We start from the raw sequence: 23,536 nt of genomic DNA on the forward strand, positions 1-23,536 counted from the left end.
ACCATGGGCGTTAGGGTATACATTAGAGAGATAGAATTAAGCTAGTTCAGCTTGAAGCCAAGGCCAACCTTGCTTCTTACGACTTAGCGTATTTTCCATCATTAGCATGCCGTCTTTCTCATGCTTAACAAGCTTCTCAGCCCACTCACCCTTGTAAAGTAGACGAGTTTGAGCTGTCGTGATGTCTGTTAGCATTACTGCTGCAAACGCCAAACCTTGTTCAGCACAGCGGCTTTCTAGATCAGCTTCTAGCGCTTCGATCATGCCGTCGACTTGCTCAAGTGTTGCAAGCTCAACCTGACCAACAACTACGTCACGACCGTTGAATGGGTAACCTTTCAGGTCTTTTTCAACAAGCTCAGCCGCTGATAGGCCTTCGATATTTGTTTTAGCGATAAGTAGATCTTTAATGAATGCATCTACATCGCAAACGTCAGCGATTTTCGCTAGCTCTTCTACTGCATCTTTATCTTTTTGAGTACAGGTTGGAGAAGCAAAGCCGACAGTGTCAGATAGGATTGCTGACATCATTAGCTTAGCGATCTTAGGGGTGATTTCGTGGCCTTCGATTTTAAACATGTTAAACAGTACTGTGTTAGTACAGCCAACAGGCCAGATCCAAGCTTCCATAGGGTTTACAGTCATCACGTCACCTAGGCGGTGGTGATCAACGATACCTAGAATTTCTGCGTCAGCCACATCATCTGGTGCTTGTGCTAGATCTGAGTAATCTACTAACCAGATTTTCTCGCCCGCCACTGAAGTACGTAGCTCAGGAACTTCTGCGCCAGCCACTTCTAGAATGTGTTGAGTTTCACGGTTAATTTCACCTTGGCGAATAGGCATCGCTTCAACGCCACGTGCTTTCAGCAGCTCAGTAGCTACTAGTGCACTACAGATACTATCACTATCAGGGTTCTTGTGACCTACAACTAGAATCATCTTTTTTCCTATCTGACTAAATTTCTTCCCAACGAGGGGCAATTACTCACAAACCCGGCATTTTACCGGATTTTGGTGATTTGTCATCGGTTGGATAGAGAATATTTCGTCATAAGCAATGACCAATAACCGTTATCAAACCTAACCCTCATTTAAGTTTAGCACTAATCCCATCATGCTTCTCAACAATAAGACACACTTAATACCATGGTTCACCTAGCAGGTAAGGTAAAAAAGTTATTGCAAACAATTCTCATTAGCATATAGTTGATAATAATTCGTATTCACAGTTTCGACCGCCTATGGACATTTTACGATTTTCTCAAACTCTGCCCTCGTGGCTGTCTCTTGCTCAGTTTCGGCCAGCATACAAGCGCTTGTTGCTCCCTTTCGCACTAATCGCTTTAATCACAAACGACACGACAAGAGACGTTTCGATAAACACCCTGTCTGATGCATTTTGGGCAGTATCTAGCTATGTCGCTTTTACCCTTGCGATTTATCATTACCTATCGGTTTTCTTTAACAAAGAAAACCGTATAGTAAATTTGTACCAAAGTTCTCGAAACCACCAAGTATTCTTTGCAGCATTACTTGGCGCTCTACCCGGTTGTGGCGGTGCGATTATTGTCACCACTCAATTTGTTAGCGGTAGAGTTGGTTTCGGCGCAATTGTCGCAGTTTTAACGTCGACAATGGGTGATGCCGCATTTTTGCTACTCGCAAGTAAACCTGATATCGGTTTTGCAGTCATTGGCCTTGGGGTAATGGTTGGCTGTATTTCTGGCTGGGTTGTTAATGGAATACATCGTGATGATTTCCTGCGCCCTGAAGCAAAGTCAGTCGCGAATCGTTTTAGTTGCGCAAGTGAAAGATCAAACAGCCTTGAACAAAAGGCAATCAATCTACAAGGTGCATTTTGGAAATGGCTAATTGTACCTGCAACCATCATTGCCGCACTTGGCTCTTTTCAGGTCGATGTAAATCAATTGCTCCACCTACCTGAAATGACCATTGAATGGACGGGCGCAATTCTGATCATTGTTAGTATGTTACTGTGGTCACTAACTAAAGAAATCAAAGATTACGAATCAACAGTTGCTGAGGACATAAAGCAAGTTTCTTCTCATCCAATACAGAAAGCTGCGCAAGATACCAATTTCGTTACAGCATGGGTGATACTGGCATTTATGGCATTTGAGCTGATTACTTTCTTTGGCCATATTGACCTCGCCGCGACGTTTTCTGGCTGGGGAGCGTGGATGCCTCTAATGGGATTAACAGTAGGTTTACTTCCGGGCTGTGGCCCGCAAATACTGGTGACTAGCCTATATATTTCCGGCGCAGCACCCTTATCCGCGCAACTCGCAAATGCAATCTCTAACGATGGCGATGCTCTATTCCCTGCAATTGCCTTGGCACCAAAAGCCGCTTTGGTCGCAACCATCTACTCAGCATTACCCGCTTTAGTTGTCGGTTACGGTTATTACTTCTTATTTGAAATTTAACAACATATACGTTGGCAAGAAAAAGCGCCCTCATTTGAGGGCGCTTGCTATTGGGAGGTCAGATATTATTTGTGACGCTCTTTTAGCTTGTTGACCACATCATTCATTGATAAACCTTGGTCTTGCAGAAGGACTAGCAAGTGGTAGATCAAATCGGCTGACTCGCACACTAACTCCGCTTTATCACCCGACGTCGCCGCAAGCGCGACTTCAACGCCTTCTTCGCCCACTTTCTGCGAAATACGCTTGGTGCCACGGGAATAAAGGTTGGCAGTATAAGAGGAATCAGGGTCGGCACTCTTGCGGGCAGCCAATAGCTGCTCAAGTTGATGAAGCCACACCATTTGCGACTCCTCTTGTGGGTCGACATCCCAGCAAGTGGTGTTGCCCAAGTGACACGTAGGACCAATGGGATTCACTTTCACTAGTAGCGTGTCGTTATCGCAATCTAGCTGCATGTTCACCAATTGCAATACGTTGCCTGAGGTTTCACCTTTGGTCCACAAACGCTGCTTAGTACGAGAAAAAAAGGTGACTTGACCTATTTCACCCGTTTTCGCCAGTGCGTCTTGATTCATGTAACCCATCATCAGCACTTGGCTCGACTGGAAATCTTGCACAATGGCAGGTACTAGGCCATCCACCTTGTCCCAGTTGATACGCTCAGCTAAAGAACTTACTTCGGCGGTGTTTACACTCATAGTCGAACCTCAATACCTTGTTGTTTTAAATACTGCTTTAATTCGCCAATATTGATGACTTGCTTGTGGAACACCGATGCGGCAAGCGCACCATCCACATTTGCCTTTTGGTAAGCTTCTGCAAAGTGCTCCATCGCACCAGCACCGCCCGATGCAATCAATGGCACGTTACACACTTCTCGCACCATATTAAGCTGTTCGATATCGTAACCATTACGTACACCGTCTTGGTTCATCATGTTCAACACAATTTCACCTGCGCCACGCTGCTGAACTTCTTGTACCCAATCGCGTGTTTCCCATTGGGTCGCTTTGGTGCGTTCTTCATCACCCGTAAACTGATAAACCTGATATTTGCCCGTCTCTTTGTCATAGTACGAATCGATGCCGACGACGATACACTGAACGCCAAATTTGTCCGCAAGGTCAGTGATTAACTGTGGGTTTGCCAACGCTGGAGAGTTGATAGACACCTTGTCTGCACCGAACTCAAGAATGCGCGCTGCGTCTTCGGCTGATTTAATGCCACCAGCGACACAGAAAGGGATATCGATCACTTCTGCAACGCGAGCCACCCAACTTTTATCTACCACTCGACCATCGCTTGAAGCGGTAATGTCGTAGAACACTAGTTCGTCTGCACCTTCTTCAGCATAACGCTGCGCCAGAGGAACGATATCGCCAATGATTTCGTGATTACGAAACTGAACGCCCTTCACCACTTGTCCATCACGAACATCAAGACATGGAATTATTCGCTTTGCCAACATGCAAATGCCTCCTCTGCTGTGAACTTACCATCAAGTAGTGCGCGGCCAACAATCACACCAGCGACACCAGAGTCTTTCAGCGCTTCGATATCCGCTAATGAACCAATGCCACCTGATGATTGAAATTGTACTTGTGGGTATTGTTTACATAGGTCTACATACAGCTCAACGTTTGAGCCTTCTAACGTGCCGTCTCGAGAAATATCGGTACAAAGTACATGTTGTAAGCCAACGGTTAGGTAATCATTAATCAGAGCTTCGATAGTCACGCCTGAGTCTTCTTGCCAACCAGAAATTGCCACTTTGCGCGTACCGCCTTGATCGATGTTGATATCTAGCGCGAGAACGACTTTTTCCGCGCCGTATTTTTCCATCCAACCTTTTACCAATTCTGGTTGTTTTACCGCTGTCGAGCCAACGACAACGCGCTGAGCACCTGCTTCGAGTAGATCGACAACGTCTTGCTCTGTTCGTACACCACCACCGATTTGGATATTCGCTGGAGTGCTCGCAAGTAGCTTGGCAATCAAATCAAGTTGGCGCGCTGTCGTGTCTTTCGCGCCCGTTAGATCCACTAAATGCAACCAATTAGCACCGGCTTGGTGATACAAGTTGAACTGCTCTGCTGGGTCGACTTTGTACTCGGTTACTTGTCCGTAATCACCTTGATAAAGGCGAACCACCTGTCCTTCAATTAAATCAAGAGCTGGAATAATCACACTAAATCCCTTTTATAATTCTAAGAAGTTTTGAATAAGCTTGGCGCCCGCTTTTGAAGAACGCTCAGGGTGGAATTGCACACCGTAGTAGTTACTGCTTTGCACAGCAGCCGTGAATGGATTTTCGTATTCACATTCTGCAATCGTGTACTCGCCAACAGGCATGGCAAAGCTATGTACGAAATAGAAGTACTCGCCTTCTTCAATCCCTTTGAATAGTGGGTTGCCTGTTTTAGCTGAGACAGTGTTCCACCCCATGTGAGGCAGTGGTAAGTCACCGGTTTCAAGTAGCTTCACTTCACCATCACAAAGTCCAAGGCACTCAACTAGTTCATCCGCTTTCTGCCCTTTTTCTTGAGACACTTTGCCCAACAGCTGCATACCTAAACAGATCCCCAGCAGCGGCTTTTCTACCTGTTTTACCAAGCTAATTAGATCACGCTCTTCGAGATTCTTCATCGCTTCACTTGCTGTCCCTACACCTGGTAGAAATAGCTTATCTGCTGCAAGCACTACTTGAGGGTCTTTAGAAATCGTTACATCATAACCTAAACGTTCAATGGCAAACTTCACCGAAGAAACGTTGGCACAACCAGTATCAATAATGACTACTTTCTGTTCTGTCACTGTTTTTCTCCTTGCTAACGTTAGCCTTAAAGTACGCCTTTACTACTTGGTAGCTCAGTGCCTTCTACTTTGATTGCTTGGCGTAAAGTACGACCAAACGCTTTAAATAGACTCTCGATGATGTGGTGATCATTATCGCCAGCTGAAGATAGGTGCAACGTACACGCTAGCGTATCAGTCAATGAGCGGAAGAAATGAACCACCATCTCTGTGGATAGGTCACCGACTTGTTCACGGCTAAACTCCGCATCGAACTTAAGGTACGGACGGCCAGACAGATCAAGCGCACACTGAGCTAAACACTCATCCATTGGCAGGCTAAAGCCGAAGCGACCGATACCACGCTTGTCACCGAGAGCTTCTTTCAACGCTTGGCCTAATGCAAGAGCGGTATCTTCTACCGTGTGGTGATCATCAATGTGTAAGTCACCTTCCACTTTGCACACCATCTGGAATCCGCCGTGGGTCGCGATTTGATCTAGCATGTGGTCGAAGAAACCAAGACCAGTAGAGATTTGGTTGCTTCCCTGCTCATCCAGATTAACAGCAACTTTAATGTCCGTTTCTTTAGTGGTCCGAATCACTTCAGCAACGCGTGCTTTGACGGTTAGATCTTTAAGAATCTGTTTCCAGTTCATGGTTTCTGGGTTGTATTGAATACCACGAATTGCCATGTTTTCGGCTAGTTGAAGATCCGTTTGACGATCACCAATCACAACCGAGTTTTGGAAATCGACTTTGCCACCTTGAAGGTATTCTTTAACCAAACCCAATTTAGGCTTACGGCAAGAGCAGTTATCTTCATCAAAATGTGGACAAATCAGCACATCATCGAATTTCACACCCTGAGATTCGAAGAGCTCCATCATCATGTTGTGTGGCGCATCAAAGTCTGCTTGTGGGTAGCTGTCCGTGCCCAAACCGTCTTGGTTAGTCACCATCACCAGGCGGTAACCCGCATCTTGAAGAGAGAGTAGACTAGGAATAACAAACGGCTCTAGCTTTAGTTTATCTAACCTGTCTACTTGAAAGTCCACCGGTGGCTCAACAATTAAGGTGCCATCTCGGTCGATAAATAGAATTTTTTGTTGCTTGCTCACTCGAACTTCCTTATTTCAAATTTAGTGGCTCTCGCAAAGGCCAGAGCCAATGATATTTAGCTGTAATAGTTTCTAATAAATCCGAGTGTCTTTTCGCACTCGTCTCGACTACCAATACTGATGCGTACACAGTTTTCGATAGGAGAGTTGCGTAAAATAATGCCGCTCTCCCATGCTGCTTTAAATAGTTCGTCACCCTGCGGGAATTTAACCAATAGGTAATTACCCCAGCCTTCGAATATTTCTAAGCCTTCAATCATTGATAAACCAACTTGCAGATACGCACGGTTTGCATTGAGGTCGAGAACTTGAAACTTAGCTCTAGCTAGTCCCGCTTCAGATAACGCCTGAGTAGCGATTTCTGCCACTGGTATTGGTACTGGGTACGGGGCGATAACCTTAAGAAGTACATTAATCAGCTCTTCGTTTGCAAGGGTGAAACCGCAGCGCAGCCCCGCAAGCGCGAAAGCTTTCGACAGAGTACGCAAAATCGCTAGGTTCGGATATTGCGCTAATAAATCGACCGTCGACGCTTCCGGACAGAAATCAATATAGGCTTCGTCCATCACGACAATGGCGCGATCTTTTGTCGTCTCAAGCAAAGACACAATATCTTCACGTTTAACTAGATTGCCCGTTGGGTTGTTTGGTGAACAGACAAATATCAGCTTAACGTTGTCTAGATTAGCTTTGATGCCATCCAGATCAAGTTGCCACTCTGACGTTAACGGCACTGTCTTGCGCTCTACTCCAATAGTTTCCGCACTGATAGCATACATTCCGTAAGTCGGTGGGCAATAAAGAATCGCGTCTTCACCCGGCTCACAGAAAGCACGAATCAATAGCTCGATCCCTTCATCTGCACCACGAGAAGTGAGTGTTTGCTCTGGTTTAACACCAGCATAAGCTGAATAAGCTTCAATTAGCTCTTTCGGCTGACATTCGCTGTAGCGGTTTAAGCGAGCAAAGTCAGTTTTGTATTCGTTGTTAAACGGTGATTCATTAGCATTCAACCAAACATCACCCGTACCGCCAATTCGACGAGCCGATAAGTAAGGCGTCAGTTGCTGGACTTTTTTACGCGCTAGCTTTTCCATCTCATTGCCCTCTTACTTAGTTGCCAGTTTTTCAACACGAATCGTAACCGCGCGTTTGTGTGCATCCAAACCTTCAGCTTCTGCCATAGTTACAACAGTTGGCGCTAACTCTTTTAAACCATCTGCCGTTAGTTCTTGCACCGTCATTCGTTTAGAGAAGTCTGCTAAACCAAGACTTGAGTAGGTGCGGGTGTAGCCGTAAGTAGGAAGAACGTGGTTTGTCCCCGACGCATAATCACCTGCTGACTCAGGAGACCAATCACCTAGGAAAATCGAACCTGCATTGTCTAATAGAGGCAGAAGCTCACGCGGATTCTTAGTTTGTACAATCAGGTGTTCCGGACCATAGTAGTTCGAAATCGACACGGCTTGAGTCAACGACTCAGAGATAATGATTAAACTTGAAGCCAAGGCCTTTTCAGCGATATCCGCACGAGACAACTCTCTAAGCTGACGCTGAACTGCATCGGTAACCTGATCGGCAACAATCGGCGATGGTGTAACAAGCACGACTTGTGAATCTGGTCCGTGCTCCGCTTGGCTAAGCAAATCGGCAGCAATAAAATCTGGGTCAGCGGTTTCGTCAGCCAGTACCAACACTTCAGAAGGCCCTGCTGGCATATCAATTGCTGCACCACGGAAGTCATTACTTACCTGACGCTTTGCTTCTGTCACGTAAGCATTACCCGGCCCAAAAATCTTATCTACTTTTGAAACGCTTTCCGTACCATACGCCATTGCCGCAACCGCTTGACCGCCACCAACATTGTAGACTTCATCAATGCCACATAGCTTCGCGACATAAAGGATCTCGTCTGCGATTGGCGGTGGCGAGCAGAGCACTACTTTGCGGCAACCTGCAATTTTCGCTGGCACCCCAAGCATCAAAACTGTCGATGGCAGTGGTGCACTGCCACCCGGAATGTACAAGCCCACTTTTTGAATTGGACGAGTGACTTGCTCACACAATACACCAGGTTGTGTCTCAACCTTAATAGGCTGAGGTTTTTGCGCCTTATGGAACTTAGAGATATTCGCATAGGCCTGTTCAAGTGCCTGTTTCATGTTGGAAGACAAGCGTTCACATGCAGCCTCTACCTCTTGCTCAGAGACACGAATCGACTCAGGCTTAACACGATCAAACTTTTCTGTCAGCTCCAGCAACGCAGCATCTCCCTCTGCGCGGACTTTGGCGATCACTTGCGAAACCGCTGCGGTTATATTCGCACCTTCAGTAATTGCCGGACGCTCTAAAATAGAGTCTTGCTGAGATTCACTTAATGATTGCCAAACGACTGTTCTCATTGCGATTACTCCATCATTTTCTCAATTGGCAATACTAGGATTGAGCTCGCGCCCAACTCTTTTAGCTGTTCCATTGTTTCCCAGAACAAGTTTTCAGTACTCACTAAGTGAACAGCGACTTTTTGCTGATCAGCCGAAAGAGGGAGAACCGTTGGATCTTCAGCGCCCGGTAGCAAAGACTTGATTTGCTCCAGTTTATCCGTTGGTGCGTGCAACATAATATATTTTGACTCTTTCGCTTGCTGTACACCTTGCATACGTGTCAGAAGTTTTTCGATCAAGGCAACTTTGTCAGCATCGAACTCACCAGTACGTTGAATCAAGGTCGCTTTTGATTGGAAGATGATCTCTGCTTCTTTGAGACCATTTGCTTCCAAAGTCGCACCAGTAGAAACTAAGTCTGCAATCGCATCAGCAAGACCGGCACGTGGCGCAACCTCTACAGAACCTGTCAACATACAGGTAGAGAATGGAACACCTTGCTCATCCATGTAAGCTTTCAACAATTGTGGGTAGGTTGTCGCAATTCGTTTACCCGCGAGATCTTGAGGACCGTTATAAACTTCGTCTTTGTCGATAGCAATTGACAGGCGGCAACCACCGAAGTCTAGTCGGCGCAATTGAACGAATTCACTTGGTTCACCTAATGCCTTACGATCTAAGCGCACTTCTTCAAGTTCGTTTTCACCGATAAAGCCTAGGTCAACAACACCATCCATGATTAGACCAGGAATATCGTCATCTCGGACGAGCAATAAGTCAATTGGCATATTTAGTGAGTGAACTACAAGGCGCTCACCCATGATGTTGAATTTAACGCCGCACTTTTTAAGCAGTGTCTGACACTCCTTACTTAGGCGACCTTTCTTTTGGATTGCGATTCTTAGGCGTTGTGTTTGCATTGCTATATCCCTGTGCAAAATTTTGAAATTTATAAACTTTTTAAGATTAAAATACTGAAAAACCCTCGGAAGAGCTGGTCTCCCGAGGGTTCTAAATCTTGTATTTTGCGATTTTAGCCTCCGGGAGTTTCCTGTCTCCCGGGTATGCGTGCATCTCCCGAAAGACTAGACTGGGTGATGATGGTGATGAATGTTCATGACTAATTTACGCATACTTAATAAGCTCTTCTGCTTCGCTTTGTTGATATCCACACTAACTAAGGCGAAAACATTTTTCAACCATTTATTTAAACTTTTTTATAATTGTCTATGACAAATAAAAAGGGAGCCTGAGCTCCCTATCTAGTTATTTATCACTTCAGTCAATTAGGTGTTTTGGCAGCTAGCCATTTTTGACTTCGACAGAACCGACAACACCACGCAAATCGCTATAAATGCCACTGATGCTGCAGCAAACGACATCCCGATAGACGCTGTCATACCTAGAGTGATAAAGCCAATGCACGACACTGCTGCAACCGAAAGCGCGTATGGCAGCTGAGTTGCTACGTGGTCAATATGATTACAACGCGCACCTGTAGAAGAGAGAATAGTCGTGTCCGAGATTGGTGAACAGTGATCACCAAATACTGAACCCGCTAGAACAGCACTTAACATAGGTAGCATAAGCGCAAGATCAGTGGCACCCGCCATATCACCAGCAATTGGCAGCATAATACCAAACGTACCCCATGAAGTACCTGTAGAGAAAGCCATAAGACCAGACAACAAGAACAAAATTACCGGCAGCCAATGTGGGTTAATATTGCCTTGAGCCAACGTCGATAGATACTTACCAGTGTTCATATCTCCGATAACAGAACCGATTGTCCAAGCAAATACCAAAATCAAAATCGCACCGAACATTGATTTCGCACCAATCCAAAGCGTACGGGAAATCTCCGTTACAGCGATGCCTTGCTTAACAACGGTAAACAGCGCCACAGCGAGACCGACTAGACCACCGTAAATTAGTGACGTACCAACATCGGTATTCTCAAATGCGCCAAGCAAATTAAAGGCAATACCGTCAGCCTCTAGAGCTTGTCCACCTGTATATAGCATTGAAGCTACAGTCGCAACGATAAGTAAAACGATCGGTAGAATCAGATCCGAAACCTTACCTTTATCGCTCTCTTCAATATCAAGCTCTTCGTTGATTTCGTGTGCTTCGTCTGAATCTTCTGCTTGCTCTTTAGTAAAGCCTTGACCACGTGAAGCTGCAATTTCATGATCGCGCATCTTACCAATATCTAAGCCGAACCATGCCACAGCAAACACCATAAGCAGAGCAAAGATTGCATAGAAGTTCATCGGAATAAGGCGGACATAGGCACCTAAGGCTGAATACTCAGTAATCCCATGAGAGACCAAGATACCTCCAATAATAGTCATAATGTATGCACCCCAACTGGATGCAGGCATAATCACACACATGGGTGCTGCTGTAGAGTCTAGAATATAGGCTAACTTAGCTCGCGACACATAAAAGCGGTCTGTAACAGGACGAGAAATCGCACCGACAGCTAAGCTATTGAAGTAATCATCAACAAAGATAAAAACACCTAAAAATGCAGCGAGGAGCTTTGAGCCGCGTTTACTTTTCACTCGGGTCTGAGCCCATTCGGCAAACGCACGAGTACCACCCGAAAGGGTCAATAGCGCAGTCATCATGCCGAGTAGAATAAGGAAGCCAACAATGCTCATATTCCACGTATTAATGCCACCGTCTTCAATAAATACGCTTGAAACAGTCGAACCAACGTAGCCTAGCGCACTACCAAACGAGTAATCGTTTAGCAAAATAGCGCCCAATACAATACCAACCCCCAACGAAACGAGAACTCGACGGGTAATAATAGCTAAACTCAGTGCCACAAGCGGTGGCAAAAGAGACAAAGGAGATGATGCAAAATCAATTAAATTCATGATCTTCAAAAACCAGTAATAAATGGTTAGAGATCTACTGCAGACTAATTGAAGGAATTCATTTCCAAACAATTAAGTTGAAATTAGCGATAGGCTAGCGAATGCCAGACCCAGCCCTACAGTAGCGCTCCATAGTTTTACAAATTATAGACTATGGCAGTGTTACCCCTTTCGAGTGTAACCCCAGCAAACCCCTTTGATGAGAAAGTTCACTTCGGCGGAATAACCTTTTGTGTTTGCTCATTGGCATCACCCCAACAAACACTACTTTTTTATTCCGCGCCTCTACCGCGAACGTTGAAACTTTAAACTATTGAAAAATCAATTTAACAATAATTTAACCAACAATTCGCATCAGGTTCCGCCCATTGTACTTATCTCACGCTCTCTTTCAACATAATATTCCACTTTTTATTGTTAGAATTATTGCTAACCATCTTCGACTAAGCTTCCAAATCGAATGAATAGTCATCCAGTTTGATAGCTTTAGCTGAGACCTTTTGCTGTGGATGAATTAATCATTTATAAACTCTGCAGAAAAGAGATATATGCTGCAAAATATATGAGTAGTTTCATGAAAATTACATTATTGTATGAGATGCAGCACTTGCTATTTAATTGCTATATACATAGCGACATATACAGCCAAAGCCTAGTTTTATATATTCACGGCCATCGATATGAAACCAAACCCCCAAACAACTTATCTAATATTATTTGAACAAGGCCAAATCACGGTAGAGATTAATTTTCCTGACTGAATTTAAATTAGATAGTGCAGAATGATACGGATAAATTACTATTTTAGGTAAATTTATGTCAGTAAGATTGTAATATTATTCTTGGCGGTTTATAGTTCACACATCGGCAACTTATATATGAAGAGATGAATAAATGTCGGAACTAACAAAAACACTATTAAACATTCGTAGTCTACGCGCTTTTGCTCGCGAATTAACTCTCGAGCAATTAGAGGAAGCACTAGATAAACTCGCTACAGTTGTAGCAGAACGTAAAGAAGCTGAAGAAGCTGAACTTGCAGCGAGAGCTGAGCAAGAAGCTAAATTAGCGGCTATCGCTGACCAAATAGCTAAAGATGGTATCGATGTAGAAGCGCTAATTTCTGCGCTAGCAGGTGAGTCTAAAGGTAACAAGCCTAAAGCTAAGCGTGCTCCTCGTCCTGCTAAATATCATTATATTGATGCTTCTGGCGAAACCAAAACTTGGACAGGTCAAGGTCGTACACCTTCAGTTATCCAAGAACAATTAGATGCTGGTAAGCCTTTAGATGACTTCCTAATCTAATCAATTCGTTTGAGTTATTCAAAAAGCGCCGCTGGGCGCTTTTTTATTACAATGAATATAACAAAGCCCCATCAAATGAGGCTTTCTTAAAATGAGTTTTAACGTTCCCAATACGCTTCTTCCAAACTGTCTTCTCGCTCTGGAAGTCCACGAGATAAACGTGGCGAATGCTGCACCAATACTTCGTAGCTTGCTCGGTTTGAGTATTTACATACTTGTGAGAATGAAGAATAAGTTAAGTATGAATGTGCATGCTTACTAGAGTTAGGGACATTTTCTTTGTGGTATTTATTGGCAGCCATATCATGCAATAAAGCCGACAATGCAGCATCGCCAGCACCATTTGTATTCTTAATTTTCTCCGGACCTCCCATATAAGGCGAAATATGTGAGTACACTTTAATCGGATTATCACAAAGCGCTTTTGAAGCAGGTCGGCTAAATTCGAAGCGGTTGAATTCAGCAATACTACCTGGTAGCAATGGCAAAGAGGTTTCACGCTTTGCTGATTCTTCCGTATATCCGGCCATAAATAAGCCGACAGGTCCAGCAGTACATAATACCAAATCCACCCAGTCTAACGCTTTATCAGATGCAGCAAGGGGATCAGACTCGCCGGTTAACGCTTCGGCTTCATCCTCATTCATCGCTACCACTGAGACATGATCATTTAAAAATTCTTGCCAAAATTTCGGGTCATCTTGAATGACAAACTTAGTACCTAAAGTCAGTACAACCGGCACGTCATGCTTTTTGGCATATTCTATTGCCTTCATTGTTGCTTGAGGCATTGGGTCTCCCTCTTTACAACGCACCAAATAAGCGGTCAGTACTAACGCTGAAGCATTTTTAAATATTTTTTCTGAAATACTATCAGGATGAAGTTGATTCATCTGACCTTCACTAATTGCAAATGTACGTTCGCCATCTTCGGTAATAAGTGCAAAACAACGACCGATTGCACCATCTACACCTTGCAGGTGATTTAAGTCCATCCGACTTGATGTGTTACACAAGTAGCGGTAGCCGTAGCTGCCAATTTTAATATCTTGGCTCATCACGCCTAACAAAGTCGAACGATCATCAGCGAGCACCGAATAATTGTGAAGCGTATTGCCAATAGTACCACCAGCATATTCATTGGTAATAAGGTCACGCTCTTTTAGCTCGTTATATAATGCTTCAGCAGTTTCGTCATCTATGACAAGTGAGTGCCCCTTACTCAATTTGTACTTATCAATAAGCTCACTGCTTACCTTGGCTTCTATATCAACGAGCGTTTGATCAATACCGATAATGTGCGTACGCGACATTTTTTTACTTTCTTGAGATTGACTGACTAATGGATCACGTGCGTGAACAGGAAAGTAGTGCTTCGATTTACGTTGACCAGGAAATTTCATAACAATGCTTCTGCAGTAAAGGAATGTAAATAAGGGATGAAAGGATGCCGGATTCTACCTCGCAGCTTGTAGCACGGCAACAAAAGGTATTATAGCAAACGTTTGCACGAGCAATTAATATACGAGTGAATCTGAATGTAATAGATAAGTGGGGTAAAAATAAGGATAAGCACTCACTTTATGTCAGTGCTTTGGAAAGTAAAACAGCGAGTGTTACCATTCTACATGTCGGTATATTGGGCTTATTCGCCTTCCATAAAACTTAAGTCAGGCAAGCGATCTAAATTATCAGCATAGCGCTTTAAGTTGAACTCACCTTCGTTTTTCATTACATCAAAGATTTCAATCGCTACCGCACACGCCATCATAGCGATAGCGTCTTCACGAGGCGTGCCCGTCATCATCAAACGCATCAAGGTTTCTTTCACCTTCACTGGGTTTCCATCTTCTAGCTGGTTTTCGATAACTTCGATTAGCTGCGCTTCTTCGATGATTTGGTTTTCTTCGCTCATTAGATTAATTCTGACTCTCTTGAATTTTCGTCACTATGCCATATATAAAAGTTTAATAGTCAAATTTTGCAGTTTTAACTATGCAAGCGCACAATAATCGTCCGAATTCGAAGTGTGATTTCGGTCTCGGAACTGTCACCCTGCTGTGCTTTCTGATAAAATCTGCCTCCAGTTAATTTAAGTGGTGTTTAGTAATGTCTGACAACAGTCAAAAGAAAGTCATCGTTGGCATGTCCGGTGGCGTTGATTCATCTGTATCTGCGTATCTTCTTAAGCAGCAAGGCTACCAAGTCGAAGGCCTATTTATGAAGAACTGGGAAGAAGATGACAACGAAGAATACTGTACAGCAGCTGAAGACCTTGCCGATGCGCAAGCTGTTTGTGACAAGCTAGGCATACATCTACACACGATTAACTTTGCTGCCGAGTATTGGGACAACGTATTCGAGTATTTCCTTGCTGAATATAAAGCAGGTCGTACACCAAACCCAGATATTCTGTGTAACAAAGAGATTAAGTTTAAAGCGTTTTTGGAGTTTGCTGATGAAGTTCTAGATGCCGACTACATCGCGATGGGGCATTATGTTCGCCGCACTTTTCCAACCGCGGAAGACATTGCAAATGGTGAGAAGCCACGCATGCTTCGCGGACTAGATAACAACAAAGACCAAAGCTACTTCCTATACACTTTAAGCAGCGAACAGGTCGCGCGTAGCCTTTTCCCTGTGGGTGATTTAGAGAAACCTGAAGTTCGCCGCATTGCGGAAGAGCAAGATCTGATCACAGCGAAGAAAAAAGATTCAACTGGTATTTGTTTTATTGGTGAACGTAAGTTTACTGACTTCCTAGGCCGTTATCTCCCAGCACAGCCAGGCAACATTGAAACACCAGAAGGCAAAGTCATCGGTAAACACAACGGATTGATGTACCACACGCTGGGTCAGCGTAAAGGTCTACATATCGGTGGCCAAAAAGGCGGTGGTGGCAATGAAGACCCGTGGTTCGTTGGTGACAAAGATCTTAAGCGTAATGTGCTGATTGCAGTTCAAGGCAAAGACCACCCAATGCTTAAATCCCAAGGCTTACTAGCATCACAACTACACTGGGTGGATCGTGAAGCAATTAAAGATCCGTTACAATGCACAGTAAAAACACGCTACCGTCAAACAGATATCCCATGTACTATCATCCCTATCGATGATGAGAGCATTAAAGTGATCTTTGACGAGCCTCAAATTGCCGTTACACCAGGTCAATCTGCTGTTTTCTATCAAGATGACGTCTGCCTTGGTGGTGGAATCATCGAAGAACGCATTTAATTTTTTAGGAGTAGAACTACGTGGCTAACACACTATACGACCGTACAATCGCCTTTGCAGGAATTTGCCAAGCTGTCGCTTTGGTACAACAAATCGCAAAAAACGGTCACTGTGACTCTGACGCGTTTGAAACTTCTCTAAAAGCGATCTTAAGCACCAACCCAAATAATACCGTGGGTGTTTTCGGTCGCGAATCTGACCTAAAGCTTGGCTTAGAATGCCTAGTCAAGGGTATCGATAGCACTCCAAATGGTAGCGAAATTACGCGTTACATTATCAGCCTAATGGCGCTGGAGCGTAAGCTGCAATCCCGCAATGACGCCATGTCTCAGCTGGGTGATCGTATCCAAATGCTAGAACGTCAGCTCGATCACTTTGAACTGCTAGACGAACAAATGATTAGCAATCTTGCAAGCGTCTATCTTGATGTGATTAGCCCTGTAGGCCCGCGTATTCAAGTTACGGGTACACCATCAGTACTGCAACAAACGTCTAACCAACACAAAGTTCGCGCTCTTCTTCTATCAGGTATTCGCAGTGCCGTACTATGGCGTCAGGTCGGTGGTAAACGTCGTCACCTTATCTTTGGCCGTAAAAAAATGATTGAGCAGGCACAGATACTATTAGCTCGAATCTAACGTTTATTTATTAGCTCGCGCCACATCGCGAGCTTCTTCTTTTATGCCAAAACAAACCCAAGGCAAACGTTTGCGCAATATTCGTGACAAACTCGTTTGTAATTGGTATAAAGCACACAAAATTTAGAAACTCAATTTTCAGGAGAACATCATGGAACTGTCAGCATTGACTGCTGTTTCACCAGTAGACGGTCGTTACGGAAGCAAAACCATCGCACTTCGCAGCATCTTTAGTGAATTTGGACTACTGAAGTACCGCTCTATCGTTGAAATTCGTTGGTTACAAAAGCTTGCAGCCACAGATGCAATCACCGAAGTACCAGCATTCAGCGCAGAAGCAAACAAGTTCCTAGATGAGTTGGCCGCGAACTTCTCTGAAGAAGATGCAGCACGCATTAAAGAGATTGAACGTACAACTAACCATGACGTCAAAGCCGTTGAGTACTTCCTTAAAGAGAAAGTCGCTGGTTTACCAGAGCTAGATGCAGTGAACGAGTTCATTCACTTCGCTTGTACTTCAGAAGACATCAACAACACCTCTCACGCTCTAATGCTAAAAGAAGCTCGTGATGAAGTGATTCTTCCTGAAATCAAAAACATCATCGACGCTATCAAAGCGCTTGCTGTTGAATACCGTGATATTCCTCTTCTATCTCGTACACACGGTCAACCTGCTTCTCCTTCTACTATGGGCAAAGAAATGGCTAACGTGGCGTACCGCATGGAGCGCCAGTACAAGCAGATCGCTAACATAGAAATTCTTGGTAAGATCAATGGTGCCGTAGGCAACTACAACGCTCACCTTTCTGCTTACCCAGAGTTAGACTGGCACCAATTCTCTGAAGAGTTCATCACTGAATCTCTTGGTGTTACTTGGAACCCATACACAACTCAAATCGAACCACACGATTACATCGCAGAGCTATTCGACGCGGTTGCACGTTTCAACACTATCCTGATTGACTTCGATCGTGATGTTTGGGGCTACATCGCTCTAGGTCACTTCAAGCAGAAGACGATTGCTGGAGAGATAGGTTCTTCAACCATGCCACACAAAGTTAACCCAATCGACTTTGAAAACTCAGAAGGTAACCTAGGGCTAGCAAACGCGGTATTCGGCCACCTAGCGCAGAAACTCCCTATCTCTCGCTGGCAGCGTGACTTAACTGACTCAACAGTTCTACGTAACCTAGGCGTTGGTGTGGGCTACGCAATCATCGCGTACACTTCAACACTAAAAGGCATCAGTAAGCTAGAAGTTAACCGAGAAGCGCTTCTTGCTGAGCTAGACCAAAACTGGGAAGTTCTTGCAGAACCTGTGCAAACAGTTATGCGTCGTTACGGTATCGAAAAGCCATACGAGAAGCTAAAAGAGCTAACTCGTGGCAAACGTGTCGACGGTGAAGCTATGCGTAACTTCATCGATGGCCTTGAACTACCAGGGCACGAGAAAGCACGTCTAAAAGAGATGACACCAGCTAACTACATCGGTCAGGCAATTGAGCTAACTGATAAGCTGTAAAAGAATCGAGAATCGAGAATCGAGAATCGAGAATCGAGAATCGAGAATCGAGAATCGTTTAATTGTGAGGGTTGACGTGAAAGCGTCAACCCTTCTTCATTTCTATCTAAATATATATTCAGCCGTGCTGTTTCCGGTCATTCCTTAGAGTAACGAAGTTGCGAGTAAGGAATCTCTTTAATTTTTCTATCAGCTTTTAGAGATCCCCCCTTCGTTCCTCGCTCTCGGGGATGAGGGGTATAATGCCAAGCAGAAACATTTTCCGCTTACCCATCCCCTTTAGCTCTCTACTTTTTTTGAAAAAACAGCGTGATCTTCCCTACTTCAATGCCAAACTTCTTAATTTTGGTTAGATTAAAAACATGCTTTTCGTCCTGGCGGTATAGCCAGTCATCCAATGACACAACAACTGTCGAGTCTTCTAGTTGTAATTCGAAGTCATATTGCCACTGAAGTGCATTGCCAACTTCTCTCCCTGTCGCAATACCAATAATGTCGTCAGCGCTTCCTTGGTAGTAACCATTGCCTAAGCGTTCAATGGTCCAGATTCGTTGGGATTTCTCACCATCATCAAATACAAAATCTTCGACAAGTGTGAGAGTGTTTTCTTTCACACTGCCGACAATCACCACCTCAAAGCGGCGAGTCTGTTTGTTGGTGTAATCTTGCACCATTCCCCAAGCCATTGACTTGCCTTCAAAGTACTCGAACAAGTTGAATTCAGGTTTGCTTTCTCTGTAGTCATCTAAGTCGCTAGAGCAGCCTATAATCAGTAGCGTAGATAACAGCACCATGATCGTCAGCTTTAGGCGTTTAAACATTAGTTTCTCCCAATCAAACGTTCTCTGAGCCGCGGGTACTCAGTGTTTGGTGATAACCATATTGCTAGAAAAGCATCGTTAAAAGCCTCTTCTTCAATAGAACCAATGAGTTGCTGGTTTGTCTTTGGTTTAGAATAGTAAAAGCTGCCTCGGTAACCATCTGTCACGTAAGTCAGATTGTTACCTTCTTCAATATCAGGGAAGATGATTTCTAGCCTTGACGCCCAATAATCCGTATCACTTTGCTCATAGCCGAGCTTTTCCCACTGTTCAACCGTAGCGTCTAGCAGTTGTTTTTGAGAAATGTCTCTTTGGTAAGTAATAGAAAGTGCAAGGGGGTGAGGTGTAATATCCTTTTCAACAACATAGCCGCCATTTGGCGTCAGCAATTGCGACTCATAAATATCAAAGAAAAACATTGTTAACTGAGCCTGACCAACACTAGTCCAACTTCTCCAGCTTTCAGCATTATGCCTTGATGACTCAGACGCAAAAGCACTACTAGTCAGCACTAGGAACGCTGTTATTATTGCTACGCACTTCATATCCATATACCTTAAGAATCAAAGCAATGATTAGAGTCCACTCAACGAGTAATATGCTTACAATGGTGATGTTAGAAACCCCAAATGAAACGGCTCCAAGGCTTTCACCCGCAACATAACTTAGTGCACCTCCAATCCCTCCTACCATTGATACGATAGTTAGTGGATACTGGCTCACTATCGGATATAAAAAATAAGCGTACCAAGCAAATATCAGCCACAATGCCAACAACCATAATGGGAAATATTCGTATTGAAACTGAAGCAATCCAAAGGTCATATTTGTAAAATCGACCACAATACCTAGAGCAACAACAAGAACAACCCTAATCCAATTGAGCTTCATTTTGATAGTCGAAACAACCAGCGTTATCGCGACAAGCGATAATGTCACGTACTGTAGCTCATAGTTTCCTATTACGGCGCAGAACCATATAGCTTGAAACCAAGTTGACACCATAAGTAACCGCTTCATAGCATGCCCCTTTAATTCAGCTTCTACGGACGCTGAAACGTCATGTGAACAGTGCTGATTGATTTTGCACGAAAGCCACCTTCACAATAGCAAAAGTAGTAATTCCACATTCGTACAAACCTGTCATCAAACCCCAAGTCAGAAACCTGTTCACGGGCTTGGTTGAACTTCAGATACCAGTCTCTAAGAGTTTTGGCATAATCCTCACCAATATCGTAAAGATCTCTTAGAATGAGGTCGCTATGTTTTGTCGTGGCATGTGTTAATGCGGTAATTGAAGGTAAAAAGCCACCTGGGAAGATATACTTTTGAATAAAATCAACATTATTACTGTAATATTCATAGCGCTGGTCTGCAATGGTGATTGCCTGGATCGCCATCAGTCCGCCAGTCTTCAATAATGACTGGCACTTTTGAATGTAAGAGGTAAGAAACTGCTTGCCAACTGCCTCGATCATCTCAATTGATACCAGCTTATCAAAAGCCCCTTCCAACAGGCGGTAGTCTTGTTTAAGCAGGGTTATTCTGTCTTGCAAACCCTTCTCTTCTATCTTCTGCTTAGCGTATTGAAACTGCTGTTCTGAAATAGTTGTAGTGGTAACATGGCAACCATAGTTTTCTGCCATATAGATAGCCATTGCCCCCCACCCTGTTCCTATCTCAATCACGGAATCATTAGATGTGATCTTCAGTTGCTTACACAGGCGATCCATTTTATTGATCTGGGCGTGCTCTAGCGTGTCCTTAGGCGAATCGTAAATCCCTGACGAGTAGAGCATGCGACTATCAAGAAAAGTTTCGTATAGTTCATTGCTCAAATCATAATGAGCCTCAATATTTCTTGCAGAGTTCTCGACTGTGTTGCGATTCAACCAGTGCCCAACTTGATATATAAGTTTCGACAAAAAACTTGAACGCCTTTCGATAGTGTCTAATGTTGAAAGGTTCATTGCCATTAGCTCCATTACGGCTGTAAGGTCAGGACTATCCCACCATCCATCCATGTATGCTTCACCAGCGGCAATGCTGCCGCCTTTCAGTAAGCGAGCATAAAACGCAGGATTTTTGACCTCAACAATGGCACTAGGTTGGCCCTTCTTCGGGCGACCAAAGCTCTCTCTGACTTGCGTAGCACCTTGCGAACCAAAAGACTCAATGATGGTCAACGAACCAAACTGAATCTTGTACAAACATGAAAATGCGATATTTCGGGCTGTTTTCTGCACCGAAGTTAATTGCGCAGGCAAAGGTAGCGTTTGTGAGTTAATCATTTCTTAGGCTCCTTGTTATTTTTCTATTTTCGCGCTTTGAGTCTGTTCAATTTCATCACCCTGCCTATATTTGGGGTGCGAATAAAACGGCGCTCCTTTGATCCATAGTTTTAATGCGTGCCAATAAATTCCCACAGTCACTTTTACTGCCATTATTGGAGTAACGATCAAATGTTTAAGTAGAACTCGCGAACACAATCGTTTTCTAACCATTTTCATTGTGGCATCAAACTCTTTGTCACTGCGATGACACTCCAAATGAATAGAGAGACGCTGATTTATGGGCTTGATTTTCCATACGTATTCTTGCTCAATAGGATTAAATGGAGAGACATGAAACGCCTTTGCGTGCTTCCAGGTTCTCTCATCATTTGCATCTAATAAATAGTAGTAACGTTCATTCCAAGGTGTGTTGCTAACTTCAGCCAGTAGGTAAAGCCAGTTTTCACTCTCGTCATAGATGTAGTAGAAATTAACCGGACTAAAGTAGATACCAAAATACCTTAGGTGCACTACAGCTTTTACGCTTCCTTTAGTAGCCTCTCCGCCAAGTTCTACGACCTTGTTTAATACCGCCTGTTTTAAGTCCCCAGAACCTAAGTAATCATCGCGTTTAAACCTAGCCCAATGCCACCAACGAGTTCCGAACCCCCACACCTTGTTTTGCAAAGATTCAAGCTCATCTAAGTCTAGGCATGGCATAAACAAACGGTAGTTCAACGCGTGTTGTACTGGAGTAAAGCGCCGGTGCCTTACATCCCCAACAAAAAGGCAGCTCCCCTTCCCTTCAGACATCTTAAGCCGCTCCCTGAGAACCCAAATTGGAATCTAGTAGATTAATTCCTCTCACTATGTCTAAAGCACTACGTACACCATCTTCGTGGAAGCCGTTATACCAATATGCACCACAGAACCAAGTTCGAGATAGGCCATTAATTTCGTCGCGTCGTGCCTGTGCCTCTATCGATTGCTGGTTGAAAACCGGATGGTGATAAACAAAGCGCTTCAATATCTTTTCCTGCGCAATTTGCTCATTACTGTTTAAAGAGACGCAGAATGTTGCCGGTGCATCAATGTGCTGCAATATGTTCATGTTGTAAGTCAATGTTGGTGCTCTACCTTCTTCACCATTACAACCTTCAAGCCAATAGTTCCAAGACGCCCAAGCTGTTTTTCGTTTTGGCAATAAGCTTTCATCAGTATGCAAAATGACTTCATTCGCTTGATAAGCTAAGTTGGACAGTACAGATTGTTCGGTCGCACTCGAATCTTGCAAAAGCTGTAGAGCCTGATCACTATGGCAGGCAAACACAACCTGATCGAACCTTTCAGTCTGACCATTAAAATGCAGCGTCACACCTGCTTGATCTCTTACTACAGAATCAACGGGGGTGTTTAGACGTATCTTATCTGAATATCCTCTGGTAAGTGGCTTGATGTAAGTACTTGATCCACCTTTAATTACATACCATTGCGGGCGGTTGGTCACATCAAGTAAGCCATGATTGAGAAAAAATCGCGCAAAAAAGGGCAACGGGAAAGCTCGCATATCTGCTAATGTCGAAGACCAAATAGCCGCACCCATCGGCAAAATATAGTTGTCGCAGAAGTAGTCACTAAAATCACGCGAAGTGAGGAAGTCTCCGAGTGTTAAATCGGCAATGTTAGGCTGGTTGGCTATCTCCTTAACTTCTTTATTAAAGCGGAGAATTTCAAAGATAAAAGAGTAAAATTTAGGATTTAGCCAATTACGCTTTTGAGCAAACAGTGTCGACACAGTATGCCCATTATACTCAAGGCCGTTGCTATCATTTCTTACGCTGAAACTCATTTGGCTTGGTTTGCCTTCCACTCCGATCTCTTCCATTAAAGCGATAAAGTTAGGGTATGTTCTGTCGTTGTAGACAATGAAGCCTGTATCTACAGAATAAGAACAACCTTCGACTTCGACATCAACGGTTGCGGTATGTCCGCCTATGTAATCATTCGCTTCAAACAAGGTGACGTCGTGCTCTCTATGTAAATAGTAACCACAAGTTAACCCCGATATTCCTGTTCCAATAATTGCAATTTTCATTGTCCTGTT

23 protein-coding genes, 1 riboswitch and 1 other annotated feature are annotated in these 23,536 nt (G+C 44.0%); of the genes, 5 read left to right on the forward strand and 18 right to left on the reverse strand.

The window, feature by feature from the left end:
• Positions 1 to 36 precede the first annotated feature (36 nt).
• A complete protein-coding gene (locus APB76_RS03705) occupies positions 37 to 942 on the reverse strand; it encodes a manganese-dependent inorganic pyrophosphatase (protein ID WP_049846923.1) in 906 nt (301 codons plus the stop codon).
• Between the two features lie 302 nt (positions 943 to 1,244).
• Between APB76_RS03705 and APB76_RS03710 the strand changes: the two genes are divergently transcribed.
• Positions 1,245 to 2,450 (forward strand): putative manganese transporter, encoded by a 1,206-nt coding sequence (locus APB76_RS03710; protein WP_054963103.1) that lies wholly within the window; start codon positions 1,245 to 1,247, stop codon positions 2,448 to 2,450.
• Positions 2,451 to 2,515: 65 nt separating this feature from the next.
• On the opposite strand, the gene hisIE is transcribed toward APB76_RS03710, so the two are convergent.
• The 9 genes from hisIE to APB76_RS03755 all read right to left on the reverse strand — a co-directional run bounded on the left by hisIE (position 2,516) and on the right by APB76_RS03755 (position 11,639).
• Positions 2,516 to 3,151 carry a bifunctional phosphoribosyl-AMP cyclohydrolase/phosphoribosyl-ATP diphosphatase HisIE gene (hisIE, locus tag APB76_RS03715; RefSeq protein WP_054963102.1) on the reverse strand — a complete coding sequence of 212 codons (636 nt, stop codon included), beginning with the start codon at positions 3,149 to 3,151 and terminating at the stop codon, positions 2,516 to 2,518.
• Positions 3,148 to 3,921: an imidazole glycerol phosphate synthase subunit HisF gene (gene hisF / locus APB76_RS03720; RefSeq protein WP_049846922.1), complete on the reverse strand. Its 774-nt coding sequence runs from the start codon at positions 3,919 to 3,921 to the stop codon at positions 3,148 to 3,150. Before hisF ends, hisIE begins: the two co-directional genes overlap by 4 nt.
• Positions 3,903 to 4,640, reverse strand: coding sequence for a 1-(5-phosphoribosyl)-5-[(5-phosphoribosylamino)methylideneamino]imidazole-4-carboxamide isomerase (hisA, locus tag APB76_RS03725; RefSeq protein WP_054963101.1), 738 nt, complete (start codon positions 4,638 to 4,640; stop codon positions 3,903 to 3,905). The genes hisF and hisA overlap by 19 nt, the downstream gene beginning before the upstream one ends.
• A 12-nt stretch (positions 4,641 to 4,652) precedes the next feature.
• Positions 4,653 to 5,267, reverse strand: coding sequence for an imidazole glycerol phosphate synthase subunit HisH (gene hisH / locus APB76_RS03730; RefSeq protein WP_054963100.1), 615 nt, complete (start codon positions 5,265 to 5,267; stop codon positions 4,653 to 4,655).
• Between the two features lie 26 nt (positions 5,268 to 5,293).
• Positions 5,294 to 6,367 (reverse strand): bifunctional histidinol-phosphatase/imidazoleglycerol-phosphate dehydratase HisB, encoded by a 1,074-nt coding sequence (hisB, locus tag APB76_RS03735; protein WP_054963099.1) that lies wholly within the window; start codon positions 6,365 to 6,367, stop codon positions 5,294 to 5,296.
• 56 nt (positions 6,368 to 6,423) lie between these two features.
• Positions 6,424 to 7,464, reverse strand: a complete 1,041-nt coding sequence (gene hisC / locus APB76_RS03740; protein ID WP_054963098.1) for a histidinol-phosphate transaminase — start codon at positions 7,462 to 7,464, stop codon at positions 6,424 to 6,426.
• Positions 7,465 to 7,476: 12 nt separating this feature from the next.
• Positions 7,477 to 8,769 (reverse strand): histidinol dehydrogenase, encoded by a 1,293-nt coding sequence (hisD, locus tag APB76_RS03745; protein ID WP_054963097.1) that lies wholly within the window; start codon positions 8,767 to 8,769, stop codon positions 7,477 to 7,479.
• A 5-nt stretch (positions 8,770 to 8,774) separates the two neighbouring features.
• Positions 8,775 to 9,671: an ATP phosphoribosyltransferase gene (hisG, locus tag APB76_RS03750; protein ID WP_049846918.1), complete on the reverse strand. Its 897-nt coding sequence runs from the start codon at positions 9,669 to 9,671 to the stop codon at positions 8,775 to 8,777.
• A gap of 53 nt (positions 9,672 to 9,724) precedes the next feature.
• Positions 9,725 to 9,861: a sequence feature (His leader region), on the reverse strand.
• Between the two features lie 176 nt (positions 9,862 to 10,037).
• Positions 10,038 to 11,639 (reverse strand): Na+/H+ antiporter NhaC family protein, encoded by a 1,602-nt coding sequence (locus tag APB76_RS03755; protein WP_049846917.1) that lies wholly within the window; start codon positions 11,637 to 11,639, stop codon positions 10,038 to 10,040.
• Between the two features lie 114 nt (positions 11,640 to 11,753).
• A riboswitch (Lysine riboswitch) is annotated at positions 11,754 to 11,935 on the reverse strand.
• 598 nt (positions 11,936 to 12,533) lie between these two features.
• Here APB76_RS03755 and APB76_RS03760 point away from each other — a divergent pair.
• On the forward strand, positions 12,534 to 12,944 hold the full coding sequence (locus APB76_RS03760; protein WP_049846916.1) for an H-NS family histone-like protein: 411 nt from the start codon (positions 12,534 to 12,536) through the stop codon (positions 12,942 to 12,944).
• Positions 12,945 to 13,042: 98 nt separating this feature from the next.
• Here the strand turns inward: APB76_RS03760 and APB76_RS03765 are convergent, their stop codons facing one another.
• Positions 13,043 to 14,347: an inosine/guanosine kinase gene (locus tag APB76_RS03765; protein ID WP_049846915.1), complete on the reverse strand. Its 1,305-nt coding sequence runs from the start codon at positions 14,345 to 14,347 to the stop codon at positions 13,043 to 13,045.
• A gap of 242 nt (positions 14,348 to 14,589) precedes the next feature.
• Complete coding sequence (locus APB76_RS03770) at positions 14,590 to 14,859, reverse strand: hypothetical protein (RefSeq protein ID WP_049846914.1); 270 nt, start codon at positions 14,857 to 14,859, stop codon at positions 14,590 to 14,592.
• 194 nt (positions 14,860 to 15,053) lie between these two features.
• Between APB76_RS03770 and mnmA the strand changes: the two genes are divergently transcribed.
• The 3 genes from mnmA (at position 15,054) to purB (ending at position 18,338) form a co-directional block, all read left to right on the forward strand.
• Positions 15,054 to 16,178 (forward strand): tRNA 2-thiouridine(34) synthase MnmA, encoded by a 1,125-nt coding sequence (gene mnmA, locus APB76_RS03775; RefSeq protein WP_054963096.1) that lies wholly within the window; start codon positions 15,054 to 15,056, stop codon positions 16,176 to 16,178.
• Between the two features lie 20 nt (positions 16,179 to 16,198).
• Positions 16,199 to 16,816, forward strand: coding sequence for a high frequency lysogenization protein HflD (gene hflD, locus APB76_RS03780; RefSeq protein ID WP_054963095.1), 618 nt, complete (start codon positions 16,199 to 16,201; stop codon positions 16,814 to 16,816).
• A 151-nt stretch (positions 16,817 to 16,967) separates the two neighbouring features.
• Complete coding sequence (purB, locus tag APB76_RS03785) at positions 16,968 to 18,338, forward strand: adenylosuccinate lyase (protein WP_049846911.1); 1,371 nt, start codon at positions 16,968 to 16,970, stop codon at positions 18,336 to 18,338.
• A gap of 287 nt (positions 18,339 to 18,625) precedes the next feature.
• Here the strand turns inward: purB and APB76_RS03790 are convergent, their stop codons facing one another.
• Genes APB76_RS03790 through APB76_RS03815 form a run of 6 tightly spaced genes read right to left on the reverse strand, consistent with a single transcriptional unit; the run spans position 18,626 to position 23,527 of the window.
• Complete coding sequence (locus tag APB76_RS03790; RefSeq protein ID WP_049846910.1) at positions 18,626 to 19,159, reverse strand: DUF3833 domain-containing protein; 534 nt, start codon at positions 19,157 to 19,159, stop codon at positions 18,626 to 18,628.
• Complete coding sequence (locus tag APB76_RS03795) at positions 19,159 to 19,704, reverse strand: chalcone isomerase family protein (RefSeq protein ID WP_049846909.1); 546 nt, start codon at positions 19,702 to 19,704, stop codon at positions 19,159 to 19,161. Before APB76_RS03795 ends, APB76_RS03790 begins: the two co-directional genes overlap by 1 nt.
• The gene (locus tag APB76_RS03800) at positions 19,661 to 20,179 is read right to left on the reverse strand and encodes a DUF2878 domain-containing protein (protein ID WP_049846908.1); all 519 of its coding nucleotides are present in this window, start codon (positions 20,177 to 20,179) and stop codon (positions 19,661 to 19,663) included. Before APB76_RS03800 ends, APB76_RS03795 begins: the two co-directional genes overlap by 44 nt.
• 23 nt (positions 20,180 to 20,202) lie before the next feature.
• Positions 20,203 to 21,450, reverse strand: coding sequence for an SAM-dependent methyltransferase (locus APB76_RS03805; RefSeq protein WP_054963094.1), 1,248 nt, complete (start codon positions 21,448 to 21,450; stop codon positions 20,203 to 20,205).
• Positions 21,451 to 21,465: 15 nt separating this feature from the next.
• Complete coding sequence (locus APB76_RS03810) at positions 21,466 to 22,245, reverse strand: DUF1365 domain-containing protein (RefSeq protein ID WP_054963093.1); 780 nt, start codon at positions 22,243 to 22,245, stop codon at positions 21,466 to 21,468.
• A 1-nt stretch (position 22,246) separates the two neighbouring features.
• Entirely contained in the window at positions 22,247 to 23,527 is a 1,281-nt protein-coding gene (locus APB76_RS03815) for an NAD(P)/FAD-dependent oxidoreductase (protein WP_054963092.1), read from the reverse strand.
• Positions 23,528 to 23,536: the final 9 nt, after the last annotated feature.

The organism is Vibrio bivalvicida (assembly GCF_001399455.2).
GTDB classification, from domain to species: domain Bacteria; phylum Pseudomonadota; class Gammaproteobacteria; order Enterobacterales; family Vibrionaceae; genus Vibrio; species Vibrio bivalvicida.

Bases quoted from the DNA above. Each gene is read 5' to 3' on its own strand.
- APB76_RS03760 (WP_049846916.1), top strand. From the start codon at position 12,534: ATGTCGGAACTAACAAAAACACTATTAAACATTCGTAGTCTACGCGCT.
- hisF (WP_049846922.1), bottom strand. From the start codon at position 3,921: ATGTTGGCAAAGCGAATAATTCCATGTCTTGATGTTCGTGATGGACAA.
- APB76_RS03805 (WP_054963094.1), bottom strand. From the start codon at position 21,450: ATGATTAACTCACAAACGCTACCTTTGCCTGCGCAATTAACTTCGGTG.
- APB76_RS03795 (WP_049846909.1), bottom strand. From the start codon at position 19,704: ATGAAGTGCGTAGCAATAATAACAGCGTTCCTAGTGCTGACTAGTAGT.
- APB76_RS03710 (WP_054963103.1), top strand. From the start codon at position 1,245: ATGGACATTTTACGATTTTCTCAAACTCTGCCCTCGTGGCTGTCTCTT.
- APB76_RS03800 (WP_049846908.1), bottom strand. From the start codon at position 20,179: ATGAAGCGGTTACTTATGGTGTCAACTTGGTTTCAAGCTATATGGTTC.
- purB (WP_049846911.1), top strand. From the start codon at position 16,968: ATGGAACTGTCAGCATTGACTGCTGTTTCACCAGTAGACGGTCGTTAC.
- mnmA (WP_054963096.1), top strand. From the start codon at position 15,054: ATGTCTGACAACAGTCAAAAGAAAGTCATCGTTGGCATGTCCGGTGGC.
- hisIE (WP_054963102.1), bottom strand. From the start codon at position 3,151: ATGAGTGTAAACACCGCCGAAGTAAGTTCTTTAGCTGAGCGTATCAAC.
- APB76_RS03755 (WP_049846917.1), bottom strand. From the start codon at position 11,639: ATGAATTTAATTGATTTTGCATCATCTCCTTTGTCTCTTTTGCCACCG.
- hisC (WP_054963098.1), bottom strand. From the start codon at position 7,464: ATGGAAAAGCTAGCGCGTAAAAAAGTCCAGCAACTGACGCCTTACTTA.
- APB76_RS03770 (WP_049846914.1), bottom strand. From the start codon at position 14,859: ATGAGCGAAGAAAACCAAATCATCGAAGAAGCGCAGCTAATCGAAGTT.
- APB76_RS03790 (WP_049846910.1), bottom strand. From the start codon at position 19,159: ATGTTTAAACGCCTAAAGCTGACGATCATGGTGCTGTTATCTACGCTA.
- APB76_RS03815 (WP_054963092.1), bottom strand. From the start codon at position 23,527: ATGAAAATTGCAATTATTGGAACAGGAATATCGGGGTTAACTTGTGGT.
- APB76_RS03705 (WP_049846923.1), bottom strand. From the start codon at position 942: ATGATTCTAGTTGTAGGTCACAAGAACCCTGATAGTGATAGTATCTGT.
- APB76_RS03810 (WP_054963093.1), bottom strand. From the start codon at position 22,245: ATGTCTGAAGGGAAGGGGAGCTGCCTTTTTGTTGGGGATGTAAGGCAC.
- hisD (WP_054963097.1), bottom strand. From the start codon at position 8,769: ATGAGAACAGTCGTTTGGCAATCATTAAGTGAATCTCAGCAAGACTCT.
- APB76_RS03765 (WP_049846915.1), bottom strand. From the start codon at position 14,347: ATGAAATTTCCTGGTCAACGTAAATCGAAGCACTACTTTCCTGTTCAC.
- hisG (WP_049846918.1), bottom strand. From the start codon at position 9,671: ATGCAAACACAACGCCTAAGAATCGCAATCCAAAAGAAAGGTCGCCTA.